The following is a 16024-nucleotide window of genomic DNA, read 5'->3' as shown; positions in this document are numbered from 1 at the left end:
ACAGGCGCACCCATCATCCAGGGAGCACGAAACATGGAACAACAACCGATGCTGATCGATGGTCGCGTGCATGACCTGGGCGATGGCTTCAACGTGCGGCGCCTGCTGCCTGTGCTGCAGGCCAGGCACGTGGGGCCGTTCGTGTTCTTCGACTACATGGGGCCGGTGACCTTTCTGAAGGACAAGGGCATGGATGTGCGGCCGCATCCGCACATCGGGCTGGCCACGGTGACCTGGTTGTTCGAGGGCGTGATCCGTCATCGCGACAGCCTCGGCAGCATCGCGGACATCCGTCCCGGCGAAGTGAACTGGATGACCGCCGGACGCGGCATCGTGCATTCGGAGCGCACGCCGCCCGAGGCGCGCGGCGGTGGCATGCGTGCGCACGGTATCCAGGTGTGGGTGGCGCTGCCGCAGAAGGACGCCGAGATCGAGCCCGAATTCCATCACCACGGCGCCGACGAGTTGCCGCGCATCGAACGGCCCGGCGCCAAGCTGGTGCTGATCGCCGGCACGGCCTATGGGAAGGCTTCGCCGGTGAAGGTGTTCGCACCCATGTTTTTCATCGAGGCCACCTTGGAAGCTGGCGCCGAGCTGCCCTGGCCGCCCGAACACACCGAACGCGGCGTCTGCGTGGTCGACGGCGGAGTGGAGTGGGATGGCGTGACCGTGCAGCCGATGCAGGCCGCCGTGCAGGCCGGCGCCGATTCGCCGCCGCTGCGCACCACGGTGGCCAGCCGCGTGATGCTGTTCGGCGGCGCCCCGCTGGATGGCGAGCGCCACCTCTGGTGGAACTTCGTGGCCAGCAGCCGCGAGCGCATCGAGCAGGCCAAGGCGGACTGGTCCGCGCAGCGCATGGGCAAGGTCATCGGTGACGAAGAGGAGTTCATCCCGCTGCCGGCCTGAGAGCCTTTGTTGCATTCGCGCATGCAACGGCAGGGCGGCCGGATTAGGCTGGCGGTACTCCCTTGACGGCGATCTCCATGTCCGGCTTTGCCAGCTTCCGCGAGTTCTACCCGTACTACCTCAACGAACACAGCGACCGGCAATGCCGGCGCATGCACTTCGTGGGCAGCACGCTGGTGCTGGCGGTGATCGTGGCGGCGCTGGTCACCGGCAACGCATGGTGGCTGCTGCTGGCGCCGGTGATGGGCTACGGCTTCGCCTGGGTCGGGCACTACGTGTTCGAGAAGAACCGGCCCGCGACCTTCACCCATCCGCTGTACAGCCTGATGGGCGACTGGGTGATGTACTGGGAGATCCTGCGGGGCAAGGTCAAGATCTGAGGCCTTGCGCTGCGGCAGTGTTCGTAGCCGGTCAGCGGTATTGCTGATGGCAGGACTGGCAGGTTTCGGCGATCGGCTTGAGCGCCGTCGCCAGCGCCGCGCAGTCGGCAGGCGCGGCCTGCAAGGCGGCCTGGGTCTTGTCCTTGAGCTTCGCCGCCTCGTCGAGGAACGGCTGGTCCACCCCAGGGAAAGCCTCCTTGAGATCGGCCTGGGTTTGCAGCAGGCGGGTAAGGTGAAGCTGGGTTTGGGCGGCGTCACATTGGCGGGACTTCACGGCCTGGCGCAGAGCGCCTGCGTGGTGGTCCATCATGGTCATGACCGTGTGAGACAACGGCTGGTGCTCGTGGAGTGCATTCAGCGCGAACACGGTTCCCATGACGCCGATGACCAGGCCGAGCACGATCAGGAGGGCATTGCGCATGCAGTGGTGTCCCGCGGGTTTGCGAAAGCGCCAAGCATAACCTGCGCCCACGGCAGGCGTGCTGCGGCGTTCGCCAGCAGCCGCTAAAATGTCGTGTCATCAAGATCTTGGAATGGTTCCAGTGAAGCAGTCAGAGAGTGCGGCCGGCGTAGCGGCAGAGCCAGCGGCAGAGGCGTCGGCGGCGTTTCCGCGCGAGCGTTTTGCCGGTGTCGAGCGCCTGTATGGCGTGGGCAGCGTGGATCGGCTGGCGCAGAGTCATGTCTGCGTCATCGGCATCGGCGGCGTGGGTTCGTGGGCAGCCGAGGCGCTGGCGCGCAGTGGCGTGGGTCACCTCACCCTGATCGACGCCGACGAGATCTGCGTGTCCAACACCAATCGCCAGTTGCACGCGCTTGATGGCGAGTACGGCAAGTCCAAGGTCGGTGTGATCGAGAAGCGCCTGCGCGCGATCAATCCCGCCATCAAGGTGGACGCGATCGAGCGCTTCCTCACCACCTCGACACTGGATGAATTGCTAGACCGCGGCTACGACGTGGTGCTGGACGCCTGCGACGCCTTCCGCGTGAAGCTGGAGGCCATCGCATGGTGCCGTCGGCGCAAGCTGCCGATGGTGACGGTTGGTTCGGCCGGTGGCCGCACTGATCCGACCCAGATCCGCGTGCGCGACCTGTCGCGCACCGAGCACGACGCCATGTTCAGCCTGATCCGCAAGAAGCTCCGCCAGGACTTCAACTTTCCAAAGAACCCCGATCGGTATTTCGGCGTGTCGGCCGTCTATTCGCTGCAGAACGTCCAGTATCCGCAGCCGGACGGCACGGTGTGCGGCACGCGTCCGCCGGTAGCCAATGGCGCCGAGGCGTTGAACCTCGCCTGCGGCGGCGGCCTTGGCGCCGCTACCCACGTGACCGGCGCCTTCGCCTTCGCGGCGGTGGGCCGGGTCATGGAACGGCTGTTCAAGAGCGAGAAATGAGGAACGAGAAGTGAGAAACGAGAGAGAGCCATGCGTTCCCCGGCTTGTCTCTCACTACTCACTCCTGTCCCCATCACCAGCCCATGTAGTGACCGCCATTGATGGACAGGTTGGCGCCGGTGATCCAGGCCGCTTCCTCACCGGTGAGGAAGGCCACGGCGTGGGCGATTTCCTCAGGCTTGCCGAGGCGACCCACCGGGATCTGCGCGATGATCTTCTCGCGCACTTCCTCCGGCACCGCCATCACCATGTCGGTACCCACGTAGCCGGGCGACACGGTGTTCACGGTGATGCCGAACTTGGCGTTTTCCTGCGCCAGTGAAATGGTGAAGCCGTGCATGCCGGCCTTGGCGGCGGCGTAGTTGGCCTGGCCGTACTGGCCCTTCTGGCCGTTGATCGAGCTGATCTGCACGATGCGGCCCCACTTGCGCGTGCGCATGCTTTCGATCACCGGGCGGGTGACGTTGAAGCAGGCGTTGAGGTTGGTGTTCACCACTTCCATCCACTGCGGGTAGGTCATCTTGTGGAAGGTGGTGTCGCGGGTGATGCCCGCGTTGTTGACCAGGATCTCCACCGGCCCCAACGCGCCCTCGATGATGCGCACCATCGCCTCGCAGGAATCGGGATCCTTCACGTCGCCCGGCACGAGCAATACCTCGATGCCCTCCTGCGCCATCATCGCCTTCATCGCCTCAGCCTTGGCCTGGTCGCGATAGTTGGTGGCGACCCGATGTCCCTGGCGAGCGAGGTAGCGGATGATCGCCGTGCCGATACCACCCGTGCCGCCAGTGACCAATGCCGTACGCTGCGTCATGCCTGTTCTCCAAAAAGATGCTGCTGCGGTTGAGACCCGGATCGTGCGTCGCGGGCGACGTCATGTCTAGCACGCCAAATATGGCAAAACGTCGATGGAATGCACGTGTTGGCGGTAAACACGGGGGCGGGTCACGGGGAAGGTTCTTTATAGACCTTTACGCCGCGACGCGTTCGCTGCAATGCGGCAAAAGGGTGGGGTCGAAATGCGCCAGCGCATGCTCCAGCAGGTCCACAGGGGCGTGCGCATGGCTGGCGATGGGCAGCTCGAGGAAGCCAAGCGCGCGCCGCAGCGCCGGCATGGGGTGGGTGGGGTCCACCGGATGCGCCTGCTCGGACTTGGACAGCTTGCGTCCGCTGTCGTCCAGGGCCAGCGGCAGGTGCAGGTAACCGGGCGTGGGCAGGCCGAGGCAGCGTTGCAGGTAGATCTGACGAGGGGTGGAGTCGAGCAGGTCGTTGCCGCGCACCACCTCGGTGACGCCCTGGTAGGCGTCATCCACCACGCAGGCCAACTGGTAGGCGTAATAGCCCTCCACCCTACGGATCACGAAGTCGCCCGCGGTGTTGCGCAGGTTCTGCCGCTGCGGACCCTGCAGGGCGTCGTCAAAGTGGATAGCAAGGTCCGGCACGCGCAAGCGCCAGGCCGGCTCACGATCAGAGCTGGGCGCCGCCCGGCAATGCCCGTCCAGGTGCAGTCCGCCGGCCAGGTCGTTGCGGCTGCACCAGCAGGGGAAGACCAGGTCGCGGGCCTTGAGCTGTTCGAATGCGGCGTCGTACGCCGCCATCCGGGAGGACTGGTACAGCGCTGGCGCATCGGCGACCAGCCCAAAGGCCGGCAGTGCGGCCAGGATGCTTTCCGCCGAGCCAGGCATCTCCCGGGGCGGATCGATGTCCTCCACGCGCAGCAGCCACTGGCCCCCGGCGCGCCGCGCGCACAGCCAGCTGCCAACGGCGGCTACGAGGGAGCCGAAATGCAGATGGCCGGTCGGGGAAGGAGCGAAGCGTCCGCGGTAACTCATCGCGCCATTGTACGAAGGATGTTTCGGCTTGCAGGAGGGCGCCCTGTGGGCGACTGTACGAGGCCGCGCCAGCATGAACGCCAGTCGCGCGGGGTGCGATGCCGCAGGGCATGGGCCTTGAAACCGCAAGGTTTCGCCACGATGCTTCCACGGAGGCGAAAGCCGCCCATTCCCTTTCATGACTGCCCGAGAGACAGCCATGCGTCGCATCGCATTGTTCCTGCTTACCAATATCGCCGTCCTGTTCCTGCTGAGCATCGTTTGCCACCTGTTTGGCGTCGATCAGTGGGCCGCCGCCCGTGGTTACGGCGGCATGCAGGGCCTGCTCATCTTTGCCGCCGTGTTCGGCATGGGCGGCGCCTTCATTTCGCTGGCCATGTCCAAGTGGACGGCGAAGATGTCCACCGGCGCCCGCGTGATCGAGCAGCCGCAGAACGAGGCCGAGCGCTGGCTGGTGGACACCGTGCGCCGCCACGCCCAGGCAGCCGGCATCGGCATGCCGGAGGTGGCGATCTACGACGCGCCGGAAATGAATGCGTTCGCCACCGGCATGACCAAGAACAGCTCGCTGGTGGCGGTGAGCACCGGCCTGCTGCAGCAGATGGATCGCCAACAGGTGGCGGCGGTGCTCGGCCACGAGATCGGCCACGTCGCCAATGGCGACATGGTGACCTTGACCCTGATCCAGGGCGTGCTGAACACGCTGGTGATCGTGGCCGCGCGCATCGTGGGCCGCCTGGTCGACAGCTGGCTGTCGGGTGGTCGCGACCGTGACGGTGGCGGCGGCATCGGTTACTTCGTGTCGGTGATGGTGCTGCAGGTGGTGTTCGGCCTGTTCGCCTCGATGATCGTGATGGCCTTCTCGCGCTGGCGCGAGTTCCGCGCGGATGCGGCCGGCGCCAAGCTGGCTGGCCGTGGCGCAATGATTTCGGCGCTGCAGCGCCTGCAGGTGCAGCACGGCGAGAGCACGCTGCCGCAGACCATCGCCGCCTTCGGCATCTCCGGCCACCTGGCCGGCGGTTTCCGCCGCCTGTTCATGAGCCACCCGCCGCTGGAAGAGCGCATCGCGGCACTGCAAAGCGCCTCGTCCAACGGCTGAATTCACCCGCCCTCGCCGAGAGGGCGGGCAGCATGAGGGGCCGATTCGTCGGCCCCTTCGTTTGTGTATCCCTTTCGTCCTACCTTTGCCCGAGTCTTTCGTATGACCAACGCCACACCCGAGACCCGCAAATTCGAAGCCGAAGTAGCCCAGGTGCTGCATCTGGTGACGCACTCGCTTTACTCGCACAAGGAGATATTCCTGCGCGAGCTGATTTCCAACGCCTCCGACGCCTGCGACAAGCTGCGCTTCGAGTCCATCGCCCAGCCGGACCTGCTGGCGGGCGAGGGTGAACTGCAGATCCAGGTGAGCTGGGATCCGCAGGCGCGCACGGTCACCGTGCGCGACAACGGCATCGGCATGAGCCGCGACGAAGTGGTAGCCAACATCGGCACCATCGCCAGCTCCGGCACGCGCCGCTTCCTCGAGGCGATGAGCACCGAGCAGAAGACCGACGCGCGCCTGATCGGCCAGTTCGGCGTGGGTTTCTATTCGGCGTTCGTGGTGGCCGACCGCGTCACTGTGCTGAGTCGCCGCGCCGACCTGGCGACGGGCGAGGGCGTGAAGTGGGAGAGTGACGGCAAGGGCGAGTACAGCCTGTCCCAGGTCGACCTGCCCGAGCGTGGCACCGCGGTGATCCTGCACCTGAAGGCCGACGAGGACGAGTTCCTCAAGGGCTGGGAGCTGCGCTCGCTGATCCGCAAGTATTCCGACCACGTGGCCTTCCCGATCCGCATGCCCAAGGAGCAGGACGGCAAGCCGGGCGAGGAGTTCGAGACCGTCAACGACGCCTCCGCGCTGTGGGCCAAGCCGCGCAACGAGATCTCCGACGAGGACTACCAGAGCTTCTACAAGTCGCTGGGCCACGACTTCAACGACCCGCTGGCCTGGACGCACAACCGCGTCGAGGGCAGCCAGAGCTTCACCACGCTGCTGTATGTCCCCGAGCAGCCCCCGTTCGACCTGATGATGGGCGGGCGCGACGAGCGCAAGGGACTAAAGCTCTACATCAAGCGCGTCTTCATCATGGACGCGGCCGAGGAGCTGCTGCCCAACTACCTGCGCTTCGTGCGCGGCGTGGTGGACGCCGACGACCTGCCGCTCAATGTGAGCCGCGAGATCCTCCAGCACAATCGCCAGCTCGAGCGCATCCGCGCCGCCTGCGTGAAGCGCGTGCTCGACCTGATCGAGAAGCTGGCCCGTGACGAGCCCGAGAAGTTCGCAACGTTCTACAAGTCCTTCGGCAACACGCTGAAGGAAGGCATCGCCGAGGACAGCGCCAACCGCGAGCGCATCGCCAAGCTGCTGCGCTTCGCCTCCACCAAGGGCGAGGGCGCGGGCCAGACCGTGTCGCTGGACGACTACATCGGGCGCATGACGGTGGGTGAGGACACCATCTGGTACATCACCGCCGACAGCTATGCCGCCGCCGTCGGCAGTCCGCAACTCGAAGCCTTCAAGGCCAAGGGCACCGAGGTGCTGTTGATGTCCGACCGCATCGACGAATGGATGCTGGGCAGCCTCAACGAATACGCGGGCAAGAAGCTGCGCAACGTGGCCAAGGGCGAACTGCCGCTGGACGAGGCTGGCAAGAAGCAGCAGGAGGAGGCCAACAAGGCGGCCGAGCCGCTGCTGAAGAAGCTGAAGGACCTGCTGGGCGATCGCGCAGGCGACGTGCGGGTGTCTGCGCGCCTGACCGACTCGCCGTCGTGCCTGGCGCTGTCTGACTATGAGATGGCCCCGCACCTGGCGCGCCTGTTGCGCGAGGCCGGCCACGACATGCCGGAGAGCAAGCCGACGCTCGAGATCAACCCGCAGCACCCGCTGCTCAAGCGCCTGGAAGGCGAGGGCGACCAGGCCCGCGCCGCCGACCTCGCCAACCTGCTGCTCGACCAGGCGGAGATCGCCGCCGGCGCGCAACTGCCGGATCCGGCGGCGTTCGTGCAGCGGCTTAATCGCTTGATTGGTGGGTGATTGATCGGAGAGGGGCTCGCTTGCCTTGAAGTGCGCTCGGAATGGCCGTTTTCGGGCCTCGTGCCAAAGTCACTGGATTCCGGCGCTTGCCCCCTCTTTGGGGTTCGCCGGAATGACGAGCCAAGAGGCTGCCGAGTCACCGAGTCGTCATCCCGGCGAACCCGCAAAAGGGGGCAAGAGCCGGGATCCAGTGTCTTTCGCGAGACAGGACAAATGCAGTGGCCTGTCTTTCGCGAGCGCGATAGTTGATCGATAGGCGAGACAAGGCGGCTATGGAAGTGCCCTGACTAGCCTCCCCAAGGGCAACTGCAGACGGCCGCTATACTGCGGCCGTCTCTTTTTGCGGGAAATCCATGAGCGCGCTGCTGTTGTTGTTCACCTGCCTGTTGCTCGGCGCGCTGGTGGCGCGTTTCGCCAAGCCACCTTCCGGCATCGTCCACGGCATCAACTGGTGGGTGATCAACATCGCGTTGCCGGCGCTGGTGCTGGAACTGATGCCGCGCGTGAAGATCGACGCGCAGCTGTGGTTTCCCGTGGCGGCGATGTGGGTGGTGTTCTTTGGCGCCTGGTTGCTGTTCGCGACGCTGGGGCGTTGGCTGGGTTGGTCGCGCGAACGCGTCGGCGCGCTGACCCTGGTATGCGGTCTGGGCAACACCTCGTTCATGGGCTATCCCATGATGCAGGCGCTGCACGGCAAGGAGGGGCTGGCGCTAGCGGTGGTTGCAGACCAGCTCGGCTGCTTTCCGCTGCTGTCTTCGGCTGGCGTGGCGGTGGCGTCGTGGTATGCGGGCAAGTCGCCGCAACCGGCGGTGATCGCGCGACGCATCCTGAGTTTTCCCGCGTTCCTGGCCCTGGTGGTCGGCGTCATCGCCGGTGCGCTGGGTGGCTGGCCGGCATGGGCGGACGACGTATTCGTGCCGATCGGGGCGACACTGACGCCGCTGGCGCTGTTCTCGGTGGGACTGCAGTTCAAGTTCCATTTGCGCCCGGGGCAGCGGTCCGCATTGGTGCTTGGCCTGGGCTGGAAGCTGGCTCTGGCGCCGCTGGCGGCATGGCTGCTGGGTCGTGCGGCTGGCGTGGGTGGACTCACGCTGACCGTGGGCGTCCTGCAGGCGGCGATGGCGCCGATGATTTCCGCCGCGATCCTGGCCGACGAACACCGGCTGGAACCCGCGCTGGCGAACACCATCCTCGGCGCTGGCATCGTGTTGTCGCTGGCCACGGTGCCCCTGGCCAACCTGCTGCTGGGCGGGTGATGCGATGGATCTGGCCGAACACCTGCTCGACCTGGAGATGCAGCTTCACCGGCAGGACGTTCGCGCCGATGCACAGGCGCTTCGGCGGCTGATCGCCGAGGACTTCGTCGAGTTTGGTGTGTCCGGCACGGTGTGGGCGCGAGAGAGCGTGATCGCCGCCTTGCACGGCGAGACCTTTTCGCCACGAAGCGTGAGCGACTTTCGCCTCACCCCGCTGGCCGACGACGTGGCGCTGGTGACCTACCGCGCCCACCGCTTCGCGACGGCGGAGCGCCCCGAGGCCGACTCGCTGCGCAGCTCGATCTGGCGGCGGCGCGAAGGCCAATGGCAGATGGTCTTCCACCAGGGCACGGCGCTGTAAGGGCGCATCCGCCGTACGCGGTTGTCACGCGCTGCGCTGGGCGCTTGCGCGCAGCATGCGCCCCACGGCGGGAGGTTTGGGGGAGAATACGGCGCATGTCTTCATCCCCGACTCCAGACGCGCCCAGCGTGCGCGCCGACGTGTGGCTCTGGGCCGCGCGATTCTTCAAGACCCGCAGCCTCGCCAAGCAGGCCATCGACGGCGGCAAGATCGACCTCAATGACGGCGCCTGCAAGCCAGCCAAGGCCGTGCACGTAGGCGACGTCTTCCGCATCAGTCGCGGCGAGGAACGCCTGGAAGTGGAGGTGCTGGCGCTGTCCGAGCAACGTGGGCCGGCCCCGGTCGCACAGGCGCTGTACTGCGAGAGCGAGTCCAGCATCGCCGCCCGCCTGGCGGCGCAAGCCCAGCGCAAGTTAGTGGGCGCGATGGCCCCGCCAGGGCGTCCGGACAAGCAGGCACGTCGAGAATTGCGACGCCTTAAGGATTTCATGTGAGTCACCCATCGCAGAACCGGCCGCGGTTCTGCGGGAGCATCTCGTCCAAGGAAACGCCGCACAGGAGCGGCCTTCCAACGACCTGAAGCTGGAGGATGACTATGACGGGCTTGGCTTTCCTGAAGCGTTGGCTTGGGGCGGCGACACAGGCTCGGCCGCCGGAACCGATGCGCAAGGCGCCGCAGGGCGCCCGGGTGTTGGTCGTGGACGATTCGGCGACCATCCGCGCGGTGCTGGGCCGGATGCTGGAAGTGGACGGTTACCAGGTGGTCCGCGCCGTGGACGGCGAGAGCGCCCTGGAGCTGGTTCGCCAGGACCCGCCGGCGATGATCTTCCTGGACATCGTGCTGCCCGGCATCAATGGCTTTGCCGTGCTGCGCTCGCTGCGCCACGACCCGCTGACCGAGCACATTCCCATCGTGATGATCAGCGGCAACCAGCAGGCGACCGAGCAGTTCTACGTGCAGCGCTTCGGCGCCGACGACTTCATCAGCAAGCCGTTCGGCCAGGGCGAGGTTGCCGGCAGCATCGATCGCCTTGTACGCCTGGGACGGTTGCCGGCGCGCGAGGTGGCGACCGTGGTGAGCCTGCCAGTCACCGTGCCGGTGGAGGCGATCCCCGACATGCTGGCGAATGCCACCGCCGAGCTGCCCGAGGGCGGCCAGGCGCCGGAGCTTGCTGCCTGAAGGTTCGCGCCGGCACCCCTCATGCCGGCAAGAAAAGGGCGGCCACCCTCACGGATGGCCGCCCTTGATTTCCCTGGCGTCAGCGCCAGGCCGGCTGCTGCCGATAGTGATCAGGCAAGGTCGAAGCGGTCGAGGTTCATCACCTTGTGCCAGGCAGCGACGAAGTCGTGGATGAACTTCCCCTGCGCGTCCGAGCCACCATAGACTTCGGACAGGGCGCGCAGCTGCGAGTTCGAACCGAACACCAGATCGACGCGCGTGCCGGTCCAGCGTGGCGCCCCGGTCTTGCGGTCGTGTCCCTCGAACAGTTCATCGGCGTCCGACGTCGGCTTCCACTCCGTGTGCATGTCCAGCAGGTTCACGAAGAAGTCGTTGGTGAGCACCCCGGGCCGGTTGGTGAAGACGCCGTATTGCGTATGGCCAACGTTGGTGTCCAGTACGCGCATGCCGCCAATGAGCACCGTCATTTCCGGCGCCGTCAGCGTCAGCAGCCTCGCCTTGTCCACCAGCAACGCCTCGGCGGACACGCTGTATTTGCCCTTGAGGTAGTTGCGGAAGCCGTCGGCGATCGGTTCGAGCACCGCCATCGAATGGACGTCAGTCTGTTCCTGCGAGGCGTCCATGCGGCCCGGCGAGAACGGCACCGTGACGTTGTGACCGGCCTGTTTCGCCGCGTGTTCGATCGCTGCGCCACCGGCCAGCACGATCAGGTCAGCCAGCGAAACTTTCTTGCCGCCCGATTGCGCCTTGTTGAACTCCTGCTGGATCCCTTCCAGCGTCTTGAGCACCTTCGCCAGCTGCTCGGGCTGGTTGACTGCCCAGTCCTTCTGCGGCGCGAGGCGGATGCGCGCGCCGTTGGCGCCGCCGCGCTTGTCCGTGCCGCGGAAGGTGGAAGCCGACGCCCAGGCAGTCGACACCAGTTGCGACACGCTCAGGCCCGAGGCCAGCACCTTGGCCTTCAGCGCAGCGATGTCCTTGTCATCGACCAGCGGATGATTGACTGCGGGAATCGGGTCCTGCCAGATCAGCTCTTCGGCCGGAACCTCCGGGCCGAGATAGCGTGCGCGCGGGCCCATGTCGCGATGGGTCAGCTTGAACCAGGCGCGGGCGAACGCATCGGCGAACTTGTCGGGGTTCTCGTAGTAGTTCCGCGAGATCTTCTCGTAGGCCGGGTCGGTGCGCAGCGACAGGTCGGTGGTGAGCATGCTTGGCGCGCGGCGCTTCTTGGGATCGTGCGCGTCGGGAATGGCGTCGGCGCCGGCGCCGTTCTTCGGTATCCACTGGTGCGCGCCGGCAGGGCTCTTGGTCAGCTCCCACTCGTAGCCGAACAGGTTCTCGAAGAAGTAGTTGCTCCACTTCGTCGGCGTCTGCGACCAGGTGACTTCCAGGCCGCTGGTGATCGCGTCGCCGCCCTTGCCGGTACCGAAGCTGCTCTTCCAGCCCAAGCCCTGCATCTCGAGGCCGGCGGCTTCAGGCTCGGGGCCCACATGGGAGGCCGGGCCGGCGCCGTGCGTCTTGCCGAAGGTGTGGCCGCCCGCGATAAGCGCGACGGTCTCCTCGTCGTCCATGGCCATGCGCGCGAAGGTCTCGCGGATGTCCTTCACCGCGGCGGCCGGATCCGGATTGCCGTTCGGGCCTTCCGGATTCACGTAGATCAGGCCCATCTGCACGGCGGCCAGCGGGTTTTCCAGGTCGCGATCGCCGGTGTAGCGCTTGTCGCCCAGCCAGGTGGTTTCGCTGCCCCAATAGATGTCCTCATCCGGTTCCCACACGTCCTCGCGTCCGCCGCCGAAACCGAAGGTCTTGAAGCCCATCGACTCCAGCGCGACGTTGCCGGTCAGCACGATCAGGTCCGCCCACGAGAGCTTGCTGCCGTACTTCTGCTTGATCGGCCACAGCAGCCGGCGCGCCTTGTCCAGGCTGACGTTGTCGGGCCAGCTGTTGAGCGGCGCGAAACGCTGTTGGCCCGAGCCGGCGCCGCCACGGCCATCGCCGGTGCGGTAGGTGCCGGCGGCATGCCATGCCATGCGGATAAACAAACCGCCGTAGTGGCCGAAGTCGGCCGGCCACCAGTCCTGCGAGTCGGTCATCAGCGCATGAAGGTCTTTCTTCAGGGCTGCAAAGTCGAGGCTGTTGAACTCCTTCGCATAGTCGAAGCCATGGCCCATGGGGTCGGACTTGGACGAGTGCTGGGCCAGCAGCTTGAGGTTCAACTGGTTTGGCCACCAATCGCGGTTGGATGGACCATCGGCCTCGGTTTGATGAAACGGGCACTTCGCTACGGTAGACATGGGTTCTGTACCTTTCGCTGTTTCAATGCAACAACTCGGACCGGTTCGGCACCGAGCACCGATAAGGGAGTCTGTTTGTCGTTGGCATCCGCATCTGTAGGTGATGCTGGATGCTCGGGTGCTTCCGTTCCCGCGGCGCATGGCCGGCAGGGCCGCCTGGCATGTCGGGCGATGGCATCACCCGATGCACGGGCGAGGACTCTGCGCTATGCACTCATGACGTGCTCCTTGGTCGCAGGGTGAGGCGGACGAATGCTCGTCTCTCTTGAGACTCTACGCAGGCCGAGTGGCTCGCGGAATTTGATTTTTTCGATGCATTTCATAGGCGCGGACTATGAGCATGCGCATGCGGAGACAACCCCTGAAGCTTGGCCTTCGCCGCGGTGATGAAGACGTGACGAGAAGCGTGACATTGCGTTAAGCGCAACGCCTTCAACCGCTCCCGGCCCTGGCCGTGATGCGGGTTGGTCAACATCCGCCATGCATGAAGACAGGCCAGTGGCCGCGTCGGCATCGATGCGGTGCGTCGTGGCCCGCGTGGAGGGAACGAGGAGAGTTTCCGTGGGGTCAGTTGCGTCGACGGCGTTGCGCCGTGCGCGGACGAGTTCACGCCCGCTGCCGGGCGCTCGTCAGTTTGCAGGGGAGAGTGATGCTCGGCGACCGCCAGGCGGTGGGGCCTCGAGAGGCGGGCCCGCTGCGCTCAACGCAGGGGCCCGCCAGCAGCTTCAGGTGAGCGCCTTCAGCCGGTACAGCGCTTCCAGCGCCTCGCGGGGCGACAGCGCGTCGGGGTCGATGCCTTCGAGTGCGCGCTCCACCACGGATGGTGCGGCGGCGAACAAACCAAGCTGCGGCGATTCCTGCGCCGGGGTCTTGGTGGTGGCGGCCGAGGCTTGCTGGTACATGCCGCGCTCCAGTTCCGCCAGCGTGCGCCGCGCATCGGCGATCACCGAACGGGGCAGACCGGCCAACGCGGCGACCTGCAGGCCGAAGCTGCGGTTGGCCGGGCCTTCCTTCACCGCGTGCATGAACACCAGTTGTTCGCCGTACTCGACAGCGTCCAGGTGCACGTTGGCGATGGACGGATATTCGTTGGCCAGCTCGGTCAGCTCGAAGTAGTGCGTGGCGAACAAGGTGTACGAGCGGCTGCTCGCCGCCAGATGCACGGCGGCGGCGCGCGCCAGCGCAAGACCGTCGTAGGTGCTGGTGCCGCGTCCCACCTCGTCCATCAACACCAGGCTGTGCTCGGTGGCGTTGTGCAGGATGTTGGCCGTCTCGCTCATCTCGACCATGAAGGTGGACTGGCCGCGCGAAAGGTCGTCGCCCGCGCCGATGCGGGTGAAGATGCGATCGATGGGACCGATCAGCGCGCGCGAAGCCGGCACATAGCTGCCGATATGCGCGAGCAGCACGATCAGCGCGTTCTGGCGCATATAGGTGGACTTACCGCCCATGTTCGGGCCGGTGATCACCAGCATGCGGCGGCTGTCGTCGAGCGCGAGGTCGTTCGGCTCGAATGGCTCGTCGCGCACCTTCTCCACCACGGGGTGACGTCCACGCTCGATTGCGATGCCGGGCTCATCGGTAAGCTCGGGTGCGCTCCAGTCGAGCGTCGAGGCGCGTTCCGCCAACGTGGCGAGCACGTCCAGCTCCGCCATCGCGGAGGCGGCGTTCTTCAGCGGTTCGAGTTCGCCGATCAGCGTGTCGATCAAGGCCTCGTACAACGCGCGCTCGCGCATCAGCGAGCGTTCCTTGGCCGAGAGCACCTTGTCCTCGAAGGTCTTCAGTTCCTCGGTGATGTAGCGCTCGGCGTTCTTGGTGGTCTGGCGGCGCGTGTAGTGCGTGGGCGCCTTGTCGGCCTGGCCCTTGCTGATCTCGATGTAATAGCCATGCACGCGGTTGTAGCCGACCTTCAGCGTCGGGATGCCGCTGGCGGCCTTCTCGCGTTCTTCCAGCTCGACCAGGTACTGGTCAGCGTGGGTGGAGAGGCGGCGCAGCTCGTCGAGTTCGGCGTCGTAGCCGTCGGCGATCACGCCACCGTCGCGCTGGAGTACGGGCGGTTGCGGCACCACGGCGCGTGCGAGCAGGGCGGCGGTGCCGGCGTGGTCGCCGATGCGTTCGACCAGCGCATGCAGCAACGGGCTGTCGAGTGAAGCGATCAGGGCGCGCAACTCCGGCGCCGCAGCCAATCCGTCGCGCAGGGTGGACAGATCGCGCGGACGTGCAGAACGCAGCGCCACGCGCGCAAGAATGCGTTCCAGGTCGCCGATGCCGCGCAGCTGCTCACGCAGCGCTTCGTACTGGCGGTTGTCGATCAGCGTGCCGATCGCCTGATGGCGGCTGCGCAGCAGCTCGCGCGAACGCAGCGGGCGGTTGAGCCAGCGACGCAGCAGGCGGGCGCCCATCGGCGTCACCGATTCGTCCAGCACGCCGAGCAGGGTGTGTTCGGTGCGCCCGCTGGGATGCGTATCCAGTTCGAGATTGCGGCGCGTGGCGGCGTCGAGCGCGATGGTTTCGCCCGCGCTTTCCACCGCCATGCCGGACAGGTGCGGCAGCGCGCTCTTCTGCGTCTCTTCCACATAGCCGAGCAGGCAGCCGGCCGCGGCGATCGCCAGCGGCAGGCGGTCCACGCCGAAGCCGCCGAGGTCGCGCGTGCCGAAGAAGCGATTGAGTTCGCGTCGCGCGGCGTCCCCATCGAAATGCCACGGCGGACGCTTGCGCAGGCCGGGGAGGGAGCTGACGAACTTCGGCCACGCCACATCTTCACCGACCAGCGTCTCGGCCGGCTGCAGGCGCGCCAGTTCGGAAGCCAGTGCTTCGGCGCTCGGAACCTCGCTCAGCAGGAAGCGGCCGCTGGCCAGATCGACCCAGGCGAGGCCATAGGCGCCATGCGCGCCAGCCGAGATCGCCATCAGCAGGTTGTCGCGGCGCTCCTCGAGCAGCGCGGCATCGGTCACCGTGCCCGGCGTGACGATGCGAACCACCTTGCGTTCGACCGGACCCTTGGCCAGCGCCGGATCGCCGATCTGCTCGCAGATCGCCACCGACTCGCCCAGCCGCACCAGCCGCGCCAGGTAGTTCTCCACCGCGTGATACGGCACGCCGGCCATGGGAATGGGCTGACCCGCGGACTGGCCACGCTGGGTCAGCGTGATGTCCAGCAGCCGCGCTGCCTTGCGCGCGTCGTCGTAGAACAGCTCGTAGAAGTCCCCCATGCGGAAGAACAGCAGCACGTCCGGGTGCTCGGCCTTGGCGCCCAGGTACTGGCGCATGAGTGGGGTGTGTTCGGTGCTGTTCTCGGCCATTCCTGCGCGGTGTCCTGATGTTGCCCGCCGGCGTCGCGGCGCCGGTCAAAGG

General features: G+C 66.4%; 14 protein-coding genes. 9 read left to right on the top strand and 5 right to left on the bottom strand.

The genetic code is table 11. From position 1 onward, the window contains the following. The first annotated feature begins 33 nt into the window (after positions 1–33). Entirely contained in the window at positions 34–906 is an 873-nt protein-coding gene (locus DVT68_RS03095; RefSeq protein ID WP_114823568.1) for a pirin family protein, read from the top strand. A 77-nt stretch (positions 907–983) separates the two neighbouring features. Next, positions 984–1286, top strand: a complete 303-nt coding sequence (locus DVT68_RS03090; protein ID WP_114823567.1) for an Mpo1-like protein — start codon at positions 984–986, stop codon at positions 1284–1286. 31 nt (positions 1287–1317) lie between these two features. On the opposite strand, the gene DVT68_RS03085 is transcribed toward DVT68_RS03090, so the two are convergent. Continuing rightward, positions 1318–1707 (bottom strand): cytochrome c, encoded by a 390-nt coding sequence (locus DVT68_RS03085; protein WP_114823566.1) that lies wholly within the window; start codon positions 1705–1707, stop codon positions 1318–1320. A gap of 217 nt (positions 1708–1924) precedes the next feature. Between DVT68_RS03085 and DVT68_RS03080 the strand changes: the two genes are divergently transcribed. Further along, a complete protein-coding gene (locus DVT68_RS03080) occupies positions 1925–2677 on the top strand; it encodes a tRNA threonylcarbamoyladenosine dehydratase (protein ID WP_114824361.1) in 753 nt (250 codons plus the stop codon). Between the two features lie 73 nt (positions 2678–2750). On the opposite strand, the gene phbB is transcribed toward DVT68_RS03080, so the two are convergent. Continuing rightward, positions 2751–3491: an acetoacetyl-CoA reductase gene (gene phbB, locus DVT68_RS03075; protein WP_114823565.1), complete on the bottom strand. Its 741-nt coding sequence runs from the start codon at positions 3489–3491 to the stop codon at positions 2751–2753. A 157-nt stretch (positions 3492–3648) separates the two neighbouring features. Further along, a complete protein-coding gene (gluQRS, locus tag DVT68_RS03070) occupies positions 3649–4509 on the bottom strand; it encodes a tRNA glutamyl-Q(34) synthetase GluQRS (protein WP_114823564.1) in 861 nt (286 codons plus the stop codon). 199 nt (positions 4510–4708) lie between these two features. Here gluQRS and htpX point away from each other — a divergent pair, with 199 nt between their 5' ends. The 6 genes from htpX (at position 4709) to DVT68_RS03040 (ending at position 10379) form a co-directional block, all read left to right on the top strand. Continuing rightward, a complete protein-coding gene (gene htpX / locus DVT68_RS03065; protein WP_114823563.1) occupies positions 4709–5608 on the top strand; it encodes a protease HtpX in 900 nt (299 codons plus the stop codon). A 102-nt stretch (positions 5609–5710) separates the two neighbouring features. Further along, positions 5711–7582: a molecular chaperone HtpG gene (gene htpG, locus DVT68_RS03060; protein ID WP_114823562.1), complete on the top strand. Its 1872-nt coding sequence runs from the start codon at positions 5711–5713 to the stop codon at positions 7580–7582. A gap of 353 nt (positions 7583–7935) precedes the next feature. Continuing rightward, the gene (locus DVT68_RS03055; RefSeq protein WP_199535946.1) at positions 7936–8838 is read left to right on the top strand and encodes an AEC family transporter; all 903 of its coding nucleotides are present in this window, start codon (positions 7936–7938) and stop codon (positions 8836–8838) included. 4 nt (positions 8839–8842) lie between these two features. Further along, positions 8843–9199: a nuclear transport factor 2 family protein gene (locus DVT68_RS03050; RefSeq protein WP_114823561.1), complete on the top strand. Its 357-nt coding sequence runs from the start codon at positions 8843–8845 to the stop codon at positions 9197–9199. A gap of 95 nt (positions 9200–9294) precedes the next feature. Further along, positions 9295–9693, top strand: coding sequence for an RNA-binding S4 domain-containing protein (locus tag DVT68_RS03045; protein WP_114823560.1), 399 nt, complete (start codon positions 9295–9297; stop codon positions 9691–9693). 101 nt (positions 9694–9794) lie between these two features. Then, on the top strand, positions 9795–10379 hold the full coding sequence (locus DVT68_RS03040) for a response regulator (RefSeq protein ID WP_114823559.1): 585 nt from the start codon (positions 9795–9797) through the stop codon (positions 10377–10379). Positions 10380–10489: 110 nt separating this feature from the next. Here DVT68_RS03040 and katG read toward each other — a convergent pair whose 3' ends face one another. Together katG and mutS are read right to left on the bottom strand one after the other, a co-directional pair. Next, complete coding sequence (gene katG, locus DVT68_RS03035; RefSeq protein WP_114823558.1) at positions 10490–12670, bottom strand: catalase/peroxidase HPI; 2181 nt, start codon at positions 12668–12670, stop codon at positions 10490–10492. A 725-nt stretch (positions 12671–13395) separates the two neighbouring features. After that, positions 13396–15972, bottom strand: coding sequence for a DNA mismatch repair protein MutS (mutS, locus tag DVT68_RS03030; RefSeq protein WP_114823557.1), 2577 nt, complete (start codon positions 15970–15972; stop codon positions 13396–13398). Positions 15973–16024 lie beyond the last annotated feature (52 nt).

Source organism: Dyella solisilvae (assembly GCF_003351225.1).
Classification (GTDB): Bacteria; Pseudomonadota; Gammaproteobacteria; order Xanthomonadales; family Rhodanobacteraceae; genus Dyella; species Dyella solisilvae.
This window is presented reverse-complemented; position numbering and strand designations above follow the sequence as displayed.